Here is a 16,918-nt window from a genome sequence, read left to right on the forward strand (position 1 = left end):
GAGTGATCTCAGCCCGCCATGGACTCCGCCGACGACGGTCAGCCGGATCGGGAACCCCGATCCATCGAACGCTATATCGGCCGCGAGGTGCGCCGCCAGCGGCAACGGCTGCAGATGACGCTCGCCGATCTCGCCCAGGCGACGCGCCTGTCGCCGGGTATGGTCTCGAAGATCGAGAACGGGCAGATCTCCCCGTCGCTGTCGACGCTGACCACGCTGGCCAACGCGTTCAACCTGCCGCTCTCGGCGTTCTTCCGCTCGTTCGAGGAAAGCCGCGACGTCTCCTATGTTCCGGCCGGACGCGGGCTTGAGATCGACCGGCGCGGCACGCGGGCCGGTCACATGTACCAGTTGCTCGGCCACATGATCCGCTCGAGCGTGTCGGTGGAGCCCTACCTGATCACGCTGACGGAGCAGTCGGCGATGTTCACCGAGTTCCAGCACGAAGGGGTGGAGTTCATCTACATGCTGGAGGGCGAGGTCACCTACCGCCACGGCGATCGGTCCTTCCAGCTTTCCCCCGGCGATTCGCTCTTCTTCGATGCCATCGCACCGCACGGGCCGGCGGAACTTCTGACCGCCGAGGCACGCTACCTCTCGATCATCGCCTCGCCCGGCGACAGCTGACCGACATCGACCTTTCCGGACCGCGCCGAATTGCCTACAAGGCGGCCTGAGCCGGCGCGCCTCCGACGTTCCCCCACCGATGGCCGTTGGCCGCGGTGACCGATCCATGCGTCGGCTGCCGACGCACACCGCACCGCCAAGCGAAACGACCATGTTCCCAGCCGACGCCAGCGGCGGACCAGCCTCCCGGTTCGCGGCCTTCCGCCACCGCAGCTTCGCCCTCTACTGGGCGGCGCGGTTTTCCTCGACGTTCGCGGTGCAGGTCGTCAGCGTCTCGGTGGGCTGGCAGGTCTACGACATCAGCCGCAATCCCCTCGATCTGGGCTTCGTCGGGCTGCTGCAGTTCCTGCCTGCGCTGCTGCTTGTGTTCGTCACGGGCGCCGCGGCGGATCGCTACAGGCGGCGGTCAATCATGGCGATCGCCGCCGCCGCAGAGGCGCTCTGCGCGCTCTTCCTCATCGTCTACACGCTGAACGGAGCCGAAAGCGTCCTGCCGATCTTCGCCGCGCTGCTGGTGTTCGGCAGCGCGCGTGCCTTCTTCAATCCGGCCCAGAGTTCGCTGGTGGTCAATCTGATCCCGCAGTCGGAGCTCGCCAACGCCATCGCCTGGAATTCGTCGGCCTGGCAGGTCGCCGCCATCGTCGGGCCGGTCGCCGGCGGTCTCCTCTACGGCGTCGGCCCCCTCGCCGCCTACGGCGTGGCGAGCGCGATGTTCATCGCCGCCACCTGCCTGGTGCTGATGATCCCCCAGCCTGACCAGAAGACGGTGAAGACGCCGGTCAGCTGGTCGGAGGTCATGGCGGGCCTCAGCTACATCCGCCGCGAGAAGGTGGTGCTCGGCGCCATCTCGCTCGATCTCTTCGCCGTGCTCCTGGGCGGGGCGACGGCGCTGCTGCCGGTCTACGCGCGCGACATCCTGGAGCTCGGGCCGTGGGGTCTCGGCCTGCTGCGGTCGGCGCCGGGCGTCGGCGCGGTGGCCGTCGCGGTGTTCCTGGCGATGCGGCCAATCCGGTCGCACGCCGGGCTGATGATGTTCATCTGCGTGTTCGGCTTCGGCGCGTTCGCCGTGGTCTTCGGGCTGTCGGAGACCGTCTGGGTCTCCATCGTCGCGCTTGCGATGATGGGCGCCCTCGACATGGTCAGCGTGTTCGTCCGCGAGACGCTGATCCAGCTCTGGACGCCCGACGCGGTCCGCGGACGCGTCAACGCCGTCAACATGGTGTTCGTCGGTGCCTCCAACGAACTCGGCGAGTTCCGCGCCGGCGTCATGGCGGCGCTGATCGGAACCGTGGCTGCGGTGGCGGTCGGCGGCGCCGGAACGATGGCGGTCGCCGCCATCTGGGCGAAGGCCTTCCCCGAGCTGCGCCGCATCCAGCATCTGGAAAGCCGCGACTGAGCGGCGCGGCAGGGACTTGCGCGACTCAGAGGCTTTAGCAGTCCAGCGTCGCCTGCCGCTCCCAGTCCGTGAGGTGGCGGGAGTAGTCGTTCCACTCGGCCATCTTCATCTTCACGTACGAGGCTGAGAAGCCCGCGCCGAGCCGGGCCTTCAGGGCGTTGTCCGCATCGAAGGCGCGGATCGCGTCGACCAGGTAGAGCGGCAACCGCCGCGCCTTCACCGAGCCGCCGTCGGTGTACATGTTGACGTCGAGGAGCGGCTCGCCCGGATCGGCGCTCTTTTCCAGGCCTTCGAGGCCGGCGGCCAGCAGGGCCGCCTGCAGCAGGTACGGGTTGGCGGCGCCGTCCGGCAGGCGGAACTCGAACCGGCCGGGATCGGGAATGCGCACCATGTGGGTGCGGTTGTTGCCGGTCCACGTGACCGCGTTCGGCGACCAGGTGGCGCCCGACGCCGTCACCGCCGCGTTGATGCGCTTGTAGCTGTTGACGGTCGGATTGGTCAGCGCGCAGATCGCCTCGGCGTGGGCGAGCACGCCGCCGATGAACGCCAGCGCCGTGCCGGACAGGCCGAGCGCGTGGGCGTCGCCCTCGAACATGTTGGTGGCGCCGTCGAGGCTCCAGATCGACACGTGCGAGTGGCAGCCGTTGCCCGTCAGGTGGGTGAACGGCTTGGGCATGAAGGTCGCCCGCAGCCCGTGCTTCTCGGCGATCGACTTCACCATGAACTTGAAGAAGGCGTGGCGGTCGGCCGTCACCAGCGCGTCGGCGAAGTCCCAGTTCATCTCGAACTGGCCGTTGGCGTCCTCGTGGTCGTTCTGATACGGGCCCCAGCCGAGCGCGATCATCGCGTCGCAGATCTCCGACACCACCTCGTAGCGGCGCATGATCGCAGACTGGTCGTAGCAGGGCTTGGCGTCCACATCGCGTGGATCGGAGATGTTGCGGCCGCTTTCGTCGATGAGGTGATACTCGGCCTCGATGCCGGCCTTCATGTTCATGCCCTTCTCGGCCGCCGCCGCGATGAGCGTCTTCAGCACCCCGCGCGGCGCCTGGGCGACCGGCTCGCCGGCCATGACCAGGTCGCTCGCGACCCAGGCGACATCCGGGTTCCACGGCAGCTGGATCGCGGTGGAGGCGTCCGGAATGGCGAACATGTCCGGGTCGGCCGGCGACATGTCGAGATAGGTGGCGAAGCCCGCGAACCCCGCCCCGTTCTTCTGCACCGTCGCGATGGCGGTCGCCGGCACCAGCTTGGAGCGCTGGACGCCCCGGAGGTCGGTGAAGTTGATCAGGAAGTACTTCACGCCCGTCTCGCGGGCGAAGTCGGCGAGATCGCTCATGGCTGCGGGGTCCCTTCTGGTGTCGGTGTCATTGTTTTTGAAGCGCGGGGCGCAACGGCCGGCTGGGGTGCCGGCGTTGCAGGATTCGGGCCGAGGCTCAGAAATTCTGTCCGGGAATCCAGCCGGTTCCGGCGAGCGGCACCCGGGCCATGGCGGCCGCCTCGATGGTCAGCGCCTGCAGGTCTTCCGGCTCCAGGTTGTGCACGTGGCTCTTGCCGCAGGCGCGCGCGATGGTCTGCGCCTCCAGCGTCAGCACCCGCAGGTAGTTCGCAAGGCGCTTGCCGCCGGCCACCGGATCCAGGCGCTTCTCCAGCTCGGGGTCCTGGGTGGTGATGCCGGCCGGATCGCGGCCCGCCTGCCAGTCGTCGTAGAAGCCGGGCGCGGTGCCGAGCTTCTCGTATTCCTCGGCGAGCTCCGGGCGGTTGTCACCGAGCGCGATGAGCGCCGCCGTGCCGATGGAGACGGCGTCGGCGCCGAGCGCGATCGCCTTGGCGACGTCGGCACCGGTGCGGATGCCGCCGGAGACGATGAGCTGGACGCCCCGCCGGTGCACGCCGAGCTCCTTCAGCGCGTCGCTGGCGAGCCGCACCGCGGGGAGCGTCGGGATGCCGACATGCTCGATGAAGCACTCCTGGGTGGCGCCGGTGCCGCCCTGCATGCCGTCCACCACGATGACGTCGGCGCCGGACTTCACCGCCAGCAGCGTGTCGTAGTAGGTGCGCGAGGCGCCGACCTTCACGTAGATGGGCTTCTCCCATCCCGTCAGCTCGCGCAGCTCCTCGATCTTGATCTCCAGGTCGTCCGGCCCGGTCCAGTCCGGGTGCCGGCAGGCCGAGCGCTGGTCGATGTCCTCCGGCAGCGTGCGCATCCCGGCGACGCGCGGCGAAATCTTCTGGCCGAGCAGCATGCCGCCGCCACCGGGCTTGGCACCCTGCCCGATCACCACCTCGATCGCGTCCGCCTTGCGCAGGTGATCGGGGTTCATCCCGTAGCGGGACGGCAGCAGCTGGTAGACGAGCTTGTTGGAGTGGCCGCGCTCCTCGTCCGTCATGCCGCCGTCGCCGGTGGTGGTGGAGGTGCCGACCTCGTTGGCGCCGCGCCCGAGCGCCTCCTTGGCGTGGGCCGACAGGGAGCCGAAGCTCATGCCCGCGATGGTGATCGGGATCTGCAGATGCAGCGGCTTGCTGGCGAAGCGCGAGCCGAGCACCACGTCGGTGCCGCAGCGTTCGCGATATCCTTCAAGGGGATAGCGCGACATGCTCGCGCCGAGGAACACGAGGTCGTCGAAGTGGGGCACCGCCCGCTTCGCGCCGAACCCGCGGATCTTGTAGATGCCTTCCCGTGCCGCGCGCTGGATCTCGTGGATCGCGGCGCGGTCGAAGATGTGGGATTCCCGCAAGTGGGGCGCTGGCTTGGTCATCTTCGGTCCTTCCGGAGCAGTCCGGCGATCGCCGGCCGATGAAACGTGTGCGAGGACGGTCGGGGACGACGCAGCGCGTCAGTAGGCGCCGACGTTGTCGATCTTGAAGTTGTAGAGGGTGCGCGCCGAGCCATAGCGGCGGAAGGCGGCCGGATCGGCGTCGATCCCGGCGCGGGCGAGAAGCTCCCGCACCTTCGCCACGTCGTCCGCCGACATCTCCTGTTCGACGCAGTCGGCGCCGAGGGTGCCGGTCTTGCCGGCGACGTAGATCACCGCCTCGTAGAGGGAATCGCCGAGGCCGTCCTCGGCGTCGCCGCAGATCACCAGGTGGCCGGCCTGAGCCATGAACGCCGAGTTGTGGCCGACGGAGCCTTTGACGACGATGTCGATGCCCTTCATCGAGATGCCGCAGCGCGCCGAGGCGCTGCCCTCGATGACCAGCAGGCCGCCGTGGCCGGTGGCACCGGCCGACTGGCTCGCGTCGCCCTTCACCCGGACGAGGCCGGACATCATGTTCTCGGCGACGCCGACCCCGGCGTTGCCGTGGACGGTGACGGTCGCGTTCTGGTTCATGCCGGCGCAGTAGTAGCCGACGTGGCCGTTCAGCGTGACCGCGATGGGTGCGGTCAGGCCGCAGGCGAGCGCGTGGCGGCCGCCCGGATGATGCACCTCGAAGGCGGCGTTGGAGCCGGCCGCCTGACCCTGCAGGCGGGCGTTGAGGTCGCGGGTGGTGGTGGTGGCGAGATCGATGGCTTCCATGGTCTCAGGCGCGTCCCCAGCTGTAGACGGTGGCCGGCTTCGGCTCCCAGACGGTCGCGGCCTCGATGCCCGGCAGGCCGGCCAGCGCCCGGAATTCCGAGGCCATAGCCACCCAGTCGTCGGTCTCGGCCATCACGGCCGGCTTGCAGGCGACCGGGTCGCGCAGCACGGCGAAGCCGTCCCGGGTGCCGATGGCGAAGGTGTAGAAGCCGTCGAGGTCCTTGAGCGCCGCCTCGAGGGCCTCCGAGAGGCTCGCGCCTTCCGACATCCGCCAGGTGAGATAGGCGGCGGCGACCTCGGAATCGTTGTCGGTCTGGAAGGTGATGCCCTTGTGGGTCGACAGGTACTCGCGCAGGCCGTTGTGGTTGGACAGCGAGCCGTTGTGGACGAGGCAGAGGTCCTCGCCGGTGTTGAACGGATGCGCGCCCTCGGTGGAGACAGCGCTCTCGGTGGCCATGCGGGTGTGGCCGACGGCGTGGCTGCCGGACATCGAGCCGACGTTGAAGCGGGCGAGCACGTCCTTCGGCAGGCCGACGTCCTTATAGATCTCCAGCGACGTGCCGGCGCTCATCACCCGGACGTCCGGGTAGGTTGCGAAAAGGGCGTCGCGCAGCGCCATGGCGGATGCCCCGCCCGACAGGATCGCGTGGTTGGCGACCGGCTCGACCGAGACCGGCCCGTCGACCTTTGCCGCCAGCCCGGAGGCAATGTCGTCCCAGCCGAATTCCGGGTCCGGATGATAGGCGACCACCTTCGCCTCCCCGGCCCCGCCCTCGCGGTAGACGGCGATGCCGGCGGAGTCCGGACCGCGGTCGGACATCTCGGTGAGCATGGGCGAGAACAGCGTGCCAAGCTCCGACCGGAGCCCGGGATTCTTGAGATAGAGGCCAACGATGCCGCACATGGTGACGTGCCTTGCTGGTGTGCGTGAACGGTTGCCGCACACAAGCATATTGCTTTTTAAGATACAAGATTTCTTCTGAGGAAATTTATTCCCGCGCAAACGCGCACCGATCCGCGCGCGGGACGTGCTGCGCGGTTCTGCGCGATTCTGCGCGTTTGTGCGCTTTTCGGTCCCGCAGAACGCAAAAGGCTGCGCGGGAACGCGCAGCCTCGATCGACGCCCGGGAAATCGTCAGCCGACGGGTCGTCAGCGTGTCGATCAGTCGTAGAGATCGGCGCCGAAGCGGTAGGTGATGCCGATGCCCACCGAGAACTGATCCTCGCTGCCGGCCTTCACCACCGGCGAATCGGCGACGTCGCCGATGTAGCGGCTGTAGTCGGCCTGCAGGTGGAGCTTGACGGTCTGGGTCCAGTCGTAGCTGACCAGCGCGCCGACGCCGACGTCGGTGAAGCCGCCCGACGGGTTGTAGGCGGAGAACTGGGAGTTCGCCGCTTCGCTGTTGCTGACGCCGAAGTAGGTCTCGACGTACTCGTCGTTGGCGAAGCCGACCCGCGGGCCGGCGGACACCTGGATGCGGTCGAACGGGTTCAGCACGAGGTCGACACCCGCCTCGCCGACGATGCCGTTATGGCCGGTGATGCCGTAGCGCGCCTCGACGAAGCCGCGGACCATGCCATAGCGGTAGGCGACGCCCGGGCCGAGTTCGAAGGCGAAGTCGACGTCGTCCATGCCCTTCAGGTAGGACGCGTCGTCGGACGAGCGCGAGCCGACGAAGTTGATCGACGGGTAGAGGGAGAACGCCTTGGCCGGCGCCGAGACCACCTCGCCGAAGACCGGCAGGCGGAGGTAGCTCACCGCGAACAGCGGATAGGGCAGCACGATGTAGTCGTCGGAGCTGGCGAACTTCGGCTGCACACGGGCGCCGACGCCGAGATCGAAGACGATGTCCTTGGTGCCGGCCTGCTCGGCCGTCAGCTTTTCCTGGGCGACCGCGGCACTGCCGGCCGACACGACCAGAAGCGAGGCAAGCAGGAGGGGAGATTTACGCATCACAGCAGCACTTCCGGTTCGCATTCGGCAATCGCATTCAGGTCTGGGCCGGCCGCTCCGATGAACGGTCTGGCCGATACGGCAATTTATGCCCGTCAACCCATGCGTTTGCCAGCCTCGTCGGGGACGAAACGCAACGTAGTGTGGAGGCGATGCATTTATGCATCGCTAATGCACGGTCGGAAATCCGGGACGATTTCCGACCCGCGATCGGGTAATTCCGCCTTTGAGGGCCCGCCGCGGGTCCGCCCAGCCGAGCAGCGGCCATCCTAGGCCGCGTAGGTGAGCAGCAGGTCCTTGGCGTCGATGGCGGCACCCGGCGCGACGAGCACCTCCCCCACCGTCCCCTCGCGCTCGGCGTGCAGCGTCGTCTCCATCTTCATCGCCTCGATGGAGAGAAGCACGTCGCCCGCCGCGACCGCCTGCCCCGGCTTCACCGCGAGCGTCGCGATCACGCCGGGCATCGGCGCGGCGACGTGGTCGGCGTTGCCCTCCTCCGCCTTGCGCTTGCCGCCGGCCGCCGCGCCGCCGTGGGCGCGGTCCGGCACGCGGATCGTCCGCGGCTGGCCGTTCAGCTCGAAGAACACGCGCACCTTGCCCTCGTCGTCGACCTCGCCGATCGCCAGGCAGCGCACAACCAGCGTCTTGCCCGGCTCCAGCTCGATCATCGCCTCCTCGCCGACCGCCAGCCCGTAGAAGTAGGTCGGGGTGGGCAGCACGTCGGTCGGCCCGTAGGTCGCCTCGGCCTTGGCGAACTCGGCGAACACCTTGGGATACATCAGGTAGCTGGCGAGATCGGCGTCACTGATGGGGCGGCCAGCCTTCTCGGCCGCGTCCTCGCGGGCGGCGTCAAGGTCGGCCGGCGCCAGCAACGCGCCGGGACGCTCGGTGATCGGCGCCTCGCCCTTCAGCACCTTCTTCTGCAGCGCCGCCGGGAAGCCGTTCGGCGGCTGGCCGAGGTCGCCCCGGAAGAACTGGATGACCGAATCGGGGAAGGACACCTCGCGGGCGGGATCGGCGACCTGCTCCGGCGTCAGGTCCGAGGCGACCATGGCGAGCGCCATGTCGCCGACCACCTTGGAGGACGGCGTCACCTTCACGATGTCGCCGAACATCTGGTTGACCGCCGCATAGGCCTTGGCGACGTCGTGCCAACGATGCTCAAGGCCAAGCGCGCGGGCCTGTTCCTTCAGGTTGGTGAACTGACCGCCCGGCATTTCGTGCAGGTAGACCTCGGAGGCCGGTGCCTTCAGGTCGGCCTCGAAGGCCGCGTACTGGTTGCGCACGGCCTCCCAGAAGAAGGAGATCCGGCGGATCGCGTCGGCATCGAGCCCCGGATCGCGCGGGCTGCGGGAAAGCGCCGCCACGACCGAGCCCAGGCACGGCTGCGAGGTCAGTCCCGACAGCGCGTCGGTGGCGGCATCGATGGCATCGACGCCGGCGTCCACGGCCGCCAGCAGCGTCGCGGCGGAGGCGCCGGAGGTGTCGTGGGTGTGGAGGTGGATCGGCTTGTCGCTGACCTCGCGGAGCGCCTTGACCAGCACGGTGGCGGCGGCGGGCTTCAGGAGGCCCGCCATGTCCTTGATCGCGATGGTGTGGCAGCCGGCCCTGTCGAGCTCCTCGGCGAGCTTCAGGTAGTAGGCGAGATCGTAGGTGGGCCGGGACGGGTCGAGGAGATCGCCGGTGTAGCAGATCGTGCCCTCGGCGATCTTGTCGGCCTCGCGGACGGCGTCGATCGCCACACGCATGTTCTCCACCCAGTTGAGCGAATCGAAGATACGGAACAGATCGACCCCGCCCTCGGCCGCCTGCTTGATGAAGAACCGCACGGCATTGTCGGGATAGCTGGTGTAGCCGACGCCATTCGCGCCGCGCAGCAGCATCTGCAGGAGGATGTTGGGCGCGGCCTCGCGGATCCGCGACAGGCGCACCCACGGGTCCTCGGTGAGGAAGCGCATGGCGACGTCGAAGGTCGCGCCGCCCCAGCATTCGAGCGACAGGAGCTGTGGCAGCCCCCGCGCGTAAGCCTTTGCGCCTTCAGCCAGATCGAACGTGCGCATGCGGGTGGCAAGCAGCGACTGGTGGGCATCGCGCAGCGTCGTGTCGGTGATGAGGACGCGCTCCTGCTCGCGCATCCAGCGGGCGAACGCCTCCGGCCCATCGCGGTCGAGCCGCTGCTTGGTGCCGGCCGGCGGCTCGCCCGGGAACTGCGGCAGCACCGGATGCGCGGCCTGCGGGTCCGGCTGCGGGCGGGTGCGCACCTCCGGATGGCCGTTGACGGTGACGTCGGCCAGGTAGGTGAGCAGCTTGGTCGCCCGGTCGCGGCGGCCCACCTGCTCGAACAGGCTCTGGGTGTCGTCGATGAAGCGGGTCGTGTAGCTCGCCGACAGGAACGTCGGGTGCGAGATGACGGCTTCCAGGAAGGTCAGGTTGGTGGCGACGCCTCGGATGCGGAACTCGCGCAGCGCCCGGTCGATGCGGCGCGCCGCCTCCTCCGGCGACGGCGCCCAGGCGGTCACCTTCTCCAGCAGCGGATCGTAGAAGCGCGTTATGACCGCGCCGGAATAGGCGGTGCCGCCGTCGAGGCGGATGCCGAAGCCGGTGGCGCCGCGATAGGCGGTGATGCGGCCGTAGTCCGGGATGAAGTTCGCCTCCGGATCCTCGGTGGTGATCCGGCACTGGATGGCGTGGCCGTGGAGCACGATGCCGTCCTGGCGCGGCACGCCGGAGGCCGGATCGCCGATGCGCTCGCCGTCGGCGATGTGGATCTGCGCCTTGACGATGTCGATGCCGGTGACCTCCTCGGTCACCGTGTGCTCGACCTGGATGCGCGGATTGACCTCGATGAAGTAGACCGCGCCGGTGTCGGCATCCATCAGGAACTCGACGGTGCCGGCGCCGCGATAGCCGACGGCGCGGCCGATCGACAGCGCATAGTCGGTGAGCAGCGCGCGCGTGCCCTCGTCGACGTACGGCGCGGGGGCCCGCTCGACCACCTTCTGGTGGCGGCGCTGGACGGTGCAGTCGCGCTCGAACAGGTGGACGAGACCGCCGAAAGCATCGCCGAGGATCTGCACCTCGACGTGGCGGGCGCGTTCGACGAGCTTTTCCAGGTAGACCTCGTCGCGGCCGAAGGCGGCCTTCGCCTCGCGCTTGGCCGTGGTGACCTCGCCGACCAGCGCGGCGGGATCGGTGACCACGCGCATGCCGCGCCCACCGCCGCCCCAGGACGCCTTCACCATGACCGGGAAGCCGATCTCGTCGGCCAGACGGCGGATCTCGGCCGGGTCGTCGGGGAGCGGCACCGTCGCCGGCATCACCGGAACGCCCGCCTCTACCGCGATCTCGCGGGCCGACACCTTGTCGCCCAGCGCGCGCATCGTGTCCGGGCTCGGGCCGATGAAGATCAGCCCGGCGGTGGCGCAGGCCTCGGCGAAATCGGGGTTCTCGGAGAGGAAGCCGTAGCCCGGGTGGATGGCGTCGACGCCCGATTCCAGCGCGACGCGGATGACGTCCTCGATATCGAGGTAGGCCTCGATGGGACCCTTGCCGCGCCCGACCTGGTAGGCCTCGTCCGCCTTGAAGCGGTGCAGCGCGAGCTTGTCCTCCTCGGCGAAGATGGCGACGGTCCGCAATCCCAGCTCGTTGGCGGCCCGGAACACGCGGATGGCGATTTCGGACCGGTTGGCGACCAGGATCTTGGAAATGGCCATCGCGTCGTTCCCCTTTCACCGCACATCGCAGCGTGTGCGGTGCAACACTAACGGGGCGGCGGGGCTACGCCAACGGGGCAGCGCCGCGGGAACAAGGCTCGGCGGCGTTCACCGCGGCACGTCGGGTTCCGTTCCCTTCGGGGCAGCACGCTCAGGCGGCGGTGGACGACCGGTCGAGGGAAGCGACGGAGACGGTCGGCCCGAACAGCGCCTCGAATCGGGCGCGCAGCGCGATGTCGAGATCGGGCATGGTGGCCGGAATGCCGAGATCCTCGAGGCTGGTGACGCCGTGTTCGCGCACGCCGCAGGCGACGATGCCGTCATAGTGATCGAGGTCCGGATCGACGTTGAGCGCGACGCCGTGAAACGTCACCCAGCGGCGGACGCGGATGCCGATGGCGGCGATCTTGTCCTCGACCGCCGCGCCCTTTTCCGGCCGCCGCACCCAGACGCCGACGCGGTCGGCGCGGCGCTCGCCGCGGACGTGAAACTCCCACAATGCATCGATCAGCCACTGCTCGAGGCCGTAGACGAAGGCGCGGACATCCTTCCGGCGGCGGGACAGGTCGAGCATCACGTAGGCCACCCGCTGGCCGGGCCCGTGGTAGGTAAACTGCCCGCCACGCCCCGTGGTGTGGACCGGAAAGCGGTCGGGGGCGACGAGGTCTTCCATGCGCGCGCTGGTGCCGGCGGTGTAGAGCGGCGGGTGCTCCACCAGCCAGACCCGCTCGGCGGCGCGGCCCTCGGCGATCGCCGCGGAGCGCGCCTCCATTTCGGCCAGCGCGTCCTCATAGGCGACGAGGCCGTCGGCGATCACCCACTCGACCGGCGGCGCGCCGGGCCCCGCCGTCAGTCCCTCCAGAAGCGCGTCCGCGCCGTCGCTCAGGCTCCGCATTTCGTCACTCACCCACAGGAAGTTTGCAATCTCATGATGGGGAACGCGCGGCTTGCTTGAAACCCCCTTCCCGATTTGTTACATGCCGTCTCGCTCATCGGTGCCGGCCACGTCCGCGCCCGTCGAGTTGAGTGCGGTCGTGGCGGAATTGGTAGACGCGCAGCGTTGAGGTCGCTGTGGGGCAACCCGTGGAAGTTCGAGTCTTCTCGACCGCACCATTTTACTTCTGATCCTTCGATCCCGGCGAGCCGATCGCAACCGGCCAGAGGCTTCCTCGACCTCTGGCGCAGGGACCCATGATCATGGACATGCCCTGGAACGATCGCGCCGGCCGCGTCAGCACGCTGCGCATCGCAGCGCTTCTGCTGATCGTCATTCCGGCGCTCATCCTGGCGATCGATGCCGCCACCGGCGGGCTTGGGGCCAAGCCCCTCACCGAGGCCATCCACCGCACCGGCGACTGGGCCGTCCGCCTGCTGCTGGTGACGCTGGCGGTGACGCCGCTGCGGCGGATCACCGGCTGGGGCCGGCTGCTGATCGTGCGCCGGCTGCTGGGACTGGCCGCCTTCGGCTTCGCGCTGGCCCACCTCACCCTCTATGCCGCCGACCAGAACTGGAACCCGCTCAGGGTCGTCACCGAGATCGTGTCGCGGATCTACCTCACCGTCGGCTTCGTGACGCTGGTGGGGCTCGGCGTCCTGGCCGCGACGTCCACCGACGCCGCGATCCGGCGCATGGGCCCGCGCTGGCACCGGCTGCACCGGTTCGCCTACCTGCTGACCGCGCTGGCGATCCTGCACTTCTTCATGCAGTCGAAGATCGACGCCTCCGAGGCCGCCCTGATGATGGGGTTCTGGCTGCTGCTGATGGGATGGCGGCTCGCCCACAAGCTTGGCAGGTCGCTCACCTCGCCACTGACGCTCGCCGGCGTCGCCGTGCTGGCCGCGCTGTCGACGGCGCTGCTCGAGGCGGTCTGGTACGGCGTCGCCACGCGGGTGCCGTGGCAGGCGGTGCTTTCGGCGAACCTGAGCCTGGATCCGGCGCCGCGCCCGGCCTTCTGGGTGCTGATCGTCGGGCTTCTGGCGCTGCTGCTGCCGCTGTGGCGGAAGATCACGTCGCGGCCCTCCTCGCCCGCCCCGTCGAGGCGCCGGTCCGCCGCCGCCGACGCGTCCTGAACCGCCGCCTCGACGGCCGCAAGGACCGTCCTCAGCGTCCGAGCACGGCGACCAGGTAGACGCAGGTCGCCTCCGACCGGTTTCGATAGACGCAGTCGGCCGGCGTGCCCAGCTCCAGGCAGTCGCCGGCGCCGAGGCTGTGCTCGGTGTCGCCCTCGACGAAGCCCAGCGTTCCTTCCACGACCCAGATCAGCCGGCGGCCGAAGGCGTAGGCGCTGGCCGGGTAGGCGATCTCGGCGCCGGCCGGCAACTCGATCCGGACCAGGTCCAGCGGCAGGTCGGAGCCGGGCGCGGGGGCGATCTGGCGGCGCAGGTAGCCGGTTTCCGGATCGCGCCACGTCGGCTGGTCCGCCGCGCGCAGGACGGCGCGCGCCGACATCGCCTCCGAGCGGGCGAGCAGCGTCGAGACGCTGAGCCCGAAGGCGCCCGACAGCCGGCCGAGCAACGCCGCCGTCGGGCTGCTGTCGCCCTTCTCGACCTTGGCGATCATGGCGCGCGAGACGCCGGAGCGGTCGGCGAGCTCGCTCACGCTCCAGCCGCGCGCCTCCCGCTCCGCGCGGATGGAAGCCCCTAGACACGCATCGAGATCTGTCATTATATTCGACATATTGTCACTATAATCACAGACATCGAGGCGTGCAATGATCGTGCGCGACGCCACCGAGGACGACCTCCCCGGCATTGTCGAGATCTACAACGACGCCGTGCGCACCACGACGTCGATCTGGAACGGGACGCCGGTCGACCTGGAGAACCGCCGCGCATGGCTGAACGAGCGCCAGGCGGCGGGCTTCCCGGTGCTGGTGGCCGTCGAGGACGACGCCGTGCTCGCCTACGCGACCTACGGCCCCTTCCGCCCCCACGAGGGCTATCGCCACACGGCGGAGAACTCCATCTACGTCCAGCACGACGCGCGCGGGCGCGGCATCGGCCGCACCATCATGCTGCCGCTCATCGCGCGCGCCCGACAGGCCGGCATGCATGTGCTGATCGGCGCCGTGGAAGCGGAGAACACCGCCTCGCTGCGGCTGCACGCGAGCCTCGGCTTCACCGAGGGCGGACGCCTCGCCGAGGTCGGCACCAAGTTCGGCCGCTGGCTCGACCTGGTGTTCGTGCAGCTCCGCCTCGACGACGTCCCGCGCTGAGGGCCCCCTCCGGCACGGTCGATGGCGCAGCGGCATTCCCGGGCTCGGCTGGCGGACGCCGCCCCGTCCCGACCGGCGAGACGCTACTCCTGCCGGAAGTACGGGCGCGACTTGATCTGGAGAAGCACCACCGGGGCGGCCATCAGCGCCGCGCCGATCAGCACCGACACGAGGAGCGCGAAGGCGTCGAGCGTTCCGTCGGCCGCCGCCTGGTAGTAGCAGGCGATGCCGATCGGATAGAACAGCACCAGCGCGGTCAGCAGGCCGGGCGAGAACCGGCCGCGCGTTCGCGCGAACGGCAGCACGTGGAAGAAGGTGGCGTTGATCAGCATCAGCGCCGGAAAGCCGAGCGCGATGGCCGGCGACGCGACGGCGAGATTGGCGGCGGCGATCCCGAGCACGATGACGATCGCGTTGACGACGTAGAAGTCCGGCCATTCCACCGGGAGCCCGACGACGGCGCGAGCCCAGTTGCGCCAGTCGAGCTGAAATTCCTCGAGGATGTGGACGGCGTAGGCGGCGGTGGCGAGCCAGAGAAGCGATGAGAGCGGCATGGCGGTCTCGAAGCGCAGGACGCGGTCGGCTTGACCGCATCGCATCATACCAAATCGCGGGCGGGGAGTTCAGCAGTCTTCTCGCGTCCCGGAATGGACCGTGAGGCATCGCGCGAGGGTCGCAGCCCGCGGCAACCCGCCCGGCTGTCCCCGCCCACGCGCGGGATTGCGTGGATCGGCGGCAACGGTGGGCGTCTTTTCGCCGTGGGGTGATTTCGTTCGGCGTCGGGATGGTCTAACAGTCTCGCGTCGTGCGCCGGAGCCGCAGCCGCTTTTTCGAAACGGTGCTGCGTCGCAACGATCCAAGCCACAGATCGTTAATCCTCCACTTCGAACGGGAAAGTGTCGTCCCCTTTCGTTCGAAGTGCTCTAAAACGCAGAAATCCGCCCGCTTTTTCCGCCGTTGGCCGAGTTTTCGACCCGCAGGGTCGCCCAGGAAGGGTCGCGCGACATGGCAGACGCCGCCGAGCCAGACGTCCAGACCGATGTGCGCCCCGCGTTTCGCAACGAGGAGGGGCACCTCGACGCGGACTATCTGGGGTCCGTCGAGACCGCGCTCGACGCCGGCGACCGGACGCGGCTGGAGGAGCTGACGGAGGACCTGCACGAGGTCGACGTCGCCGAACTCCTCACCGCGCTCGCCCCCGACAACCGGGTGAGGTTCGTCGCCTCGCTGGGTACCGACTTCGACTACACGGCGCTCACCGAGGTCGAGGAGCCGATCCGGCTGCAGATCCTTGCCAACCTGCCGCCCGACACCGTGGCGAAGGGCCTGGCGGCGCTGGATTCCGATGACGCCGTCTACATCCTGGAAGACCTCGACGAGGACGAGAAGCAGGCGATCCTGGCGCGGCTGCCGTTCGCCAAGCGGCACCGCCTCGCCCGCTCGCTGGACTATCCGGAAGAGACCGCCGGCCGGCGCATGCAGTCCGACTTCGTCGCGCTGCCGCCGTTCTGGTCGGTCGGCCAGGTGATCGACGCGCTGCGCGAAGAGGACGACCTGCCGGACTCTTTCTACCAGATCTTCGTGGTCGACCCGGCGTTCCGGCTGCTCGGCACCGTGGCGCTGGACAAGCTTCTGCGCACGCCGCGCACCACCCGCGTCTCGGAGATCATGCACGAGGCGCACCACACGGTGCGCGCCACCGACGACCAGGAAGACGTCGCCCGCCTGTTCCAGCGCTACAACCTGGTCTCGTCGGCGGTGGTCGACGAGAGCGCGCGGCTGGTCGGCGTGCTGACCATCGACGACATCGTCGACATCATCGAGGAAGAGGCGGAAGAGGACATCCGCTATCTGACCGGTGCCGGTGACGCGGAGCTCTCCGACACCGTCTACTACACGGCGCGCACGCGCATCCCGTGGCTGCTCATCAACATGGCGACCTCGTTCCTCGCCGCCTCGGTGATCGCCTTCTTCGACGGCACGATCCAGGAGATGGTGGCGCTGGCGGTGCTGATGCCGATCGTCGCCTCGATCGGCGGCAACGCCGGCATCCAGGCGATGACGGTGACGGTGCGCGCCATCGCCTCGCGCGCCATTTCCAGCCGCAACACCGCCCGCGTCATCGGCCGCGAGGTGCTCGTCGCGCTCGCCAACGGCAGCATCATCGCGGTGATCGTCGGCCTGGTGGCGGGATTCTGGTTCCAAAACCCCGACCTCGGGGTGGTGATCGCCAGCGCGCTGGTCTTCAACGTCTTCTGCGCCGGCTTCTTCGGCGTGGTGACGCCGATCCTGCTCGACAAGGTAGGCGCCGACCCGGCGGTCGCCTCCAGCGTGTTCCTGACCACCCTCACCGACGTGATCGGCTTCCTCGCCTTCCTCGGCCTCGCCGCGTGGTGGTTCGGGATCTTCTGAGCGCGCGGGACCGACGGAAAAACCGCAAGGGCACTTTTCCCAGGTTTGCTTTCTCAGCCCGCAATCCCGGACGGAAAACCGCA

14 protein-coding genes and 1 tRNA gene are annotated in these 16,918 nt (G+C 69.0%); 6 read left to right on the forward strand and 9 right to left on the reverse strand.

Going from position 1 to position 16,918, the window contains the following annotated elements:
• The first annotated feature begins 18 nt into the window (after positions 1-18).
• Together AB7M35_RS04125 and AB7M35_RS04130 are read left to right on the forward strand one after the other, a co-directional pair.
• Positions 19-627, forward strand: coding sequence for a helix-turn-helix domain-containing protein (locus AB7M35_RS04125; RefSeq protein ID WP_453957500.1), 609 nt, complete (start codon positions 19-21; stop codon positions 625-627).
• A 151-nt stretch (positions 628-778) separates the two neighbouring features.
• Positions 779-2,023: an MFS transporter gene (locus AB7M35_RS04130; RefSeq protein ID WP_453957501.1), complete on the forward strand. Its 1,245-nt coding sequence runs from the start codon at positions 779-781 to the stop codon at positions 2,021-2,023.
• Positions 2,024-2,057: 34 nt separating this feature from the next.
• Here AB7M35_RS04130 and glnT read toward each other — a convergent pair whose 3' ends face one another.
• The 7 genes from glnT to lipB all read right to left on the reverse strand — a co-directional run bounded on the left by glnT (position 2,058) and on the right by lipB (position 12,103).
• Positions 2,058-3,362: a type III glutamate--ammonia ligase gene (glnT, locus tag AB7M35_RS04135; RefSeq protein WP_453957502.1), complete on the reverse strand. Its 1,305-nt coding sequence runs from the start codon at positions 3,360-3,362 to the stop codon at positions 2,058-2,060.
• A 97-nt stretch (positions 3,363-3,459) separates the two neighbouring features.
• Entirely contained in the window at positions 3,460-4,782 is a 1,323-nt protein-coding gene (locus tag AB7M35_RS04140) for an FMN-binding glutamate synthase family protein (protein ID WP_453957503.1), read from the reverse strand.
• A gap of 78 nt (positions 4,783-4,860) precedes the next feature.
• Positions 4,861-5,541, reverse strand: a complete 681-nt coding sequence (locus AB7M35_RS04145; protein ID WP_453957504.1) for a GltB/FmdC/FwdC-like GXGXG domain-containing protein — start codon at positions 5,539-5,541, stop codon at positions 4,861-4,863.
• Positions 5,542-5,545: 4 nt separating this feature from the next.
• Entirely contained in the window at positions 5,546-6,445 is a 900-nt protein-coding gene (locus AB7M35_RS04150; protein ID WP_453957505.1) for a class II glutamine amidotransferase, read from the reverse strand.
• Positions 6,446-6,703: 258 nt separating this feature from the next.
• The gene (locus tag AB7M35_RS04155; RefSeq protein ID WP_453957508.1) at positions 6,704-7,495 is read right to left on the reverse strand and encodes a MipA/OmpV family protein; all 792 of its coding nucleotides are present in this window, start codon (positions 7,493-7,495) and stop codon (positions 6,704-6,706) included.
• Positions 7,496-7,764: 269 nt separating this feature from the next.
• Positions 7,765-11,208 carry a pyruvate carboxylase gene (gene pyc, locus AB7M35_RS04160; protein WP_453957510.1) on the reverse strand — a complete coding sequence of 1,148 codons (3,444 nt, stop codon included), beginning with the start codon at positions 11,206-11,208 and terminating at the stop codon, positions 7,765-7,767.
• A gap of 151 nt (positions 11,209-11,359) precedes the next feature.
• Positions 11,360-12,103, reverse strand: coding sequence for a lipoyl(octanoyl) transferase LipB (gene lipB, locus AB7M35_RS04165; protein WP_453957512.1), 744 nt, complete (start codon positions 12,101-12,103; stop codon positions 11,360-11,362).
• 133 nt (positions 12,104-12,236) lie between these two features.
• On the opposite strand from lipB, the gene AB7M35_RS04170 reads away from it, so the two are divergent.
• Positions 12,237-12,321 (forward strand) — tRNA-Leu (locus AB7M35_RS04170).
• 84 nt (positions 12,322-12,405) lie between these two features.
• Positions 12,406-13,278: a sulfite oxidase heme-binding subunit YedZ gene (locus tag AB7M35_RS04175; protein ID WP_453957514.1), complete on the forward strand. Its 873-nt coding sequence runs from the start codon at positions 12,406-12,408 to the stop codon at positions 13,276-13,278.
• A 31-nt stretch (positions 13,279-13,309) separates the two neighbouring features.
• Here the strand turns inward: AB7M35_RS04175 and AB7M35_RS04180 are convergent, their stop codons facing one another.
• Positions 13,310-13,873, reverse strand: coding sequence for a helix-turn-helix domain-containing protein (locus tag AB7M35_RS04180; RefSeq protein WP_453957516.1), 564 nt, complete (start codon positions 13,871-13,873; stop codon positions 13,310-13,312).
• A gap of 46 nt (positions 13,874-13,919) precedes the next feature.
• Between AB7M35_RS04180 and AB7M35_RS04185 the strand changes: the two genes are divergently transcribed.
• On the forward strand, positions 13,920-14,423 hold the full coding sequence (locus AB7M35_RS04185) for an N-acetyltransferase family protein (RefSeq protein WP_453957518.1): 504 nt from the start codon (positions 13,920-13,922) through the stop codon (positions 14,421-14,423).
• Between the two features lie 83 nt (positions 14,424-14,506).
• Here AB7M35_RS04185 and AB7M35_RS04190 read toward each other — a convergent pair whose 3' ends face one another.
• Positions 14,507-14,977: an HXXEE domain-containing protein gene (locus AB7M35_RS04190; protein ID WP_453957519.1), complete on the reverse strand. Its 471-nt coding sequence runs from the start codon at positions 14,975-14,977 to the stop codon at positions 14,507-14,509.
• A gap of 451 nt (positions 14,978-15,428) precedes the next feature.
• Between AB7M35_RS04190 and mgtE the strand changes: the two genes are divergently transcribed.
• Entirely contained in the window at positions 15,429-16,835 is a 1,407-nt protein-coding gene (mgtE, locus tag AB7M35_RS04195; protein WP_453957521.1) for a magnesium transporter, read from the forward strand.
• Positions 16,836-16,918 lie beyond the last annotated feature (83 nt).

This window comes from Amorphus suaedae (assembly GCF_053629675.1).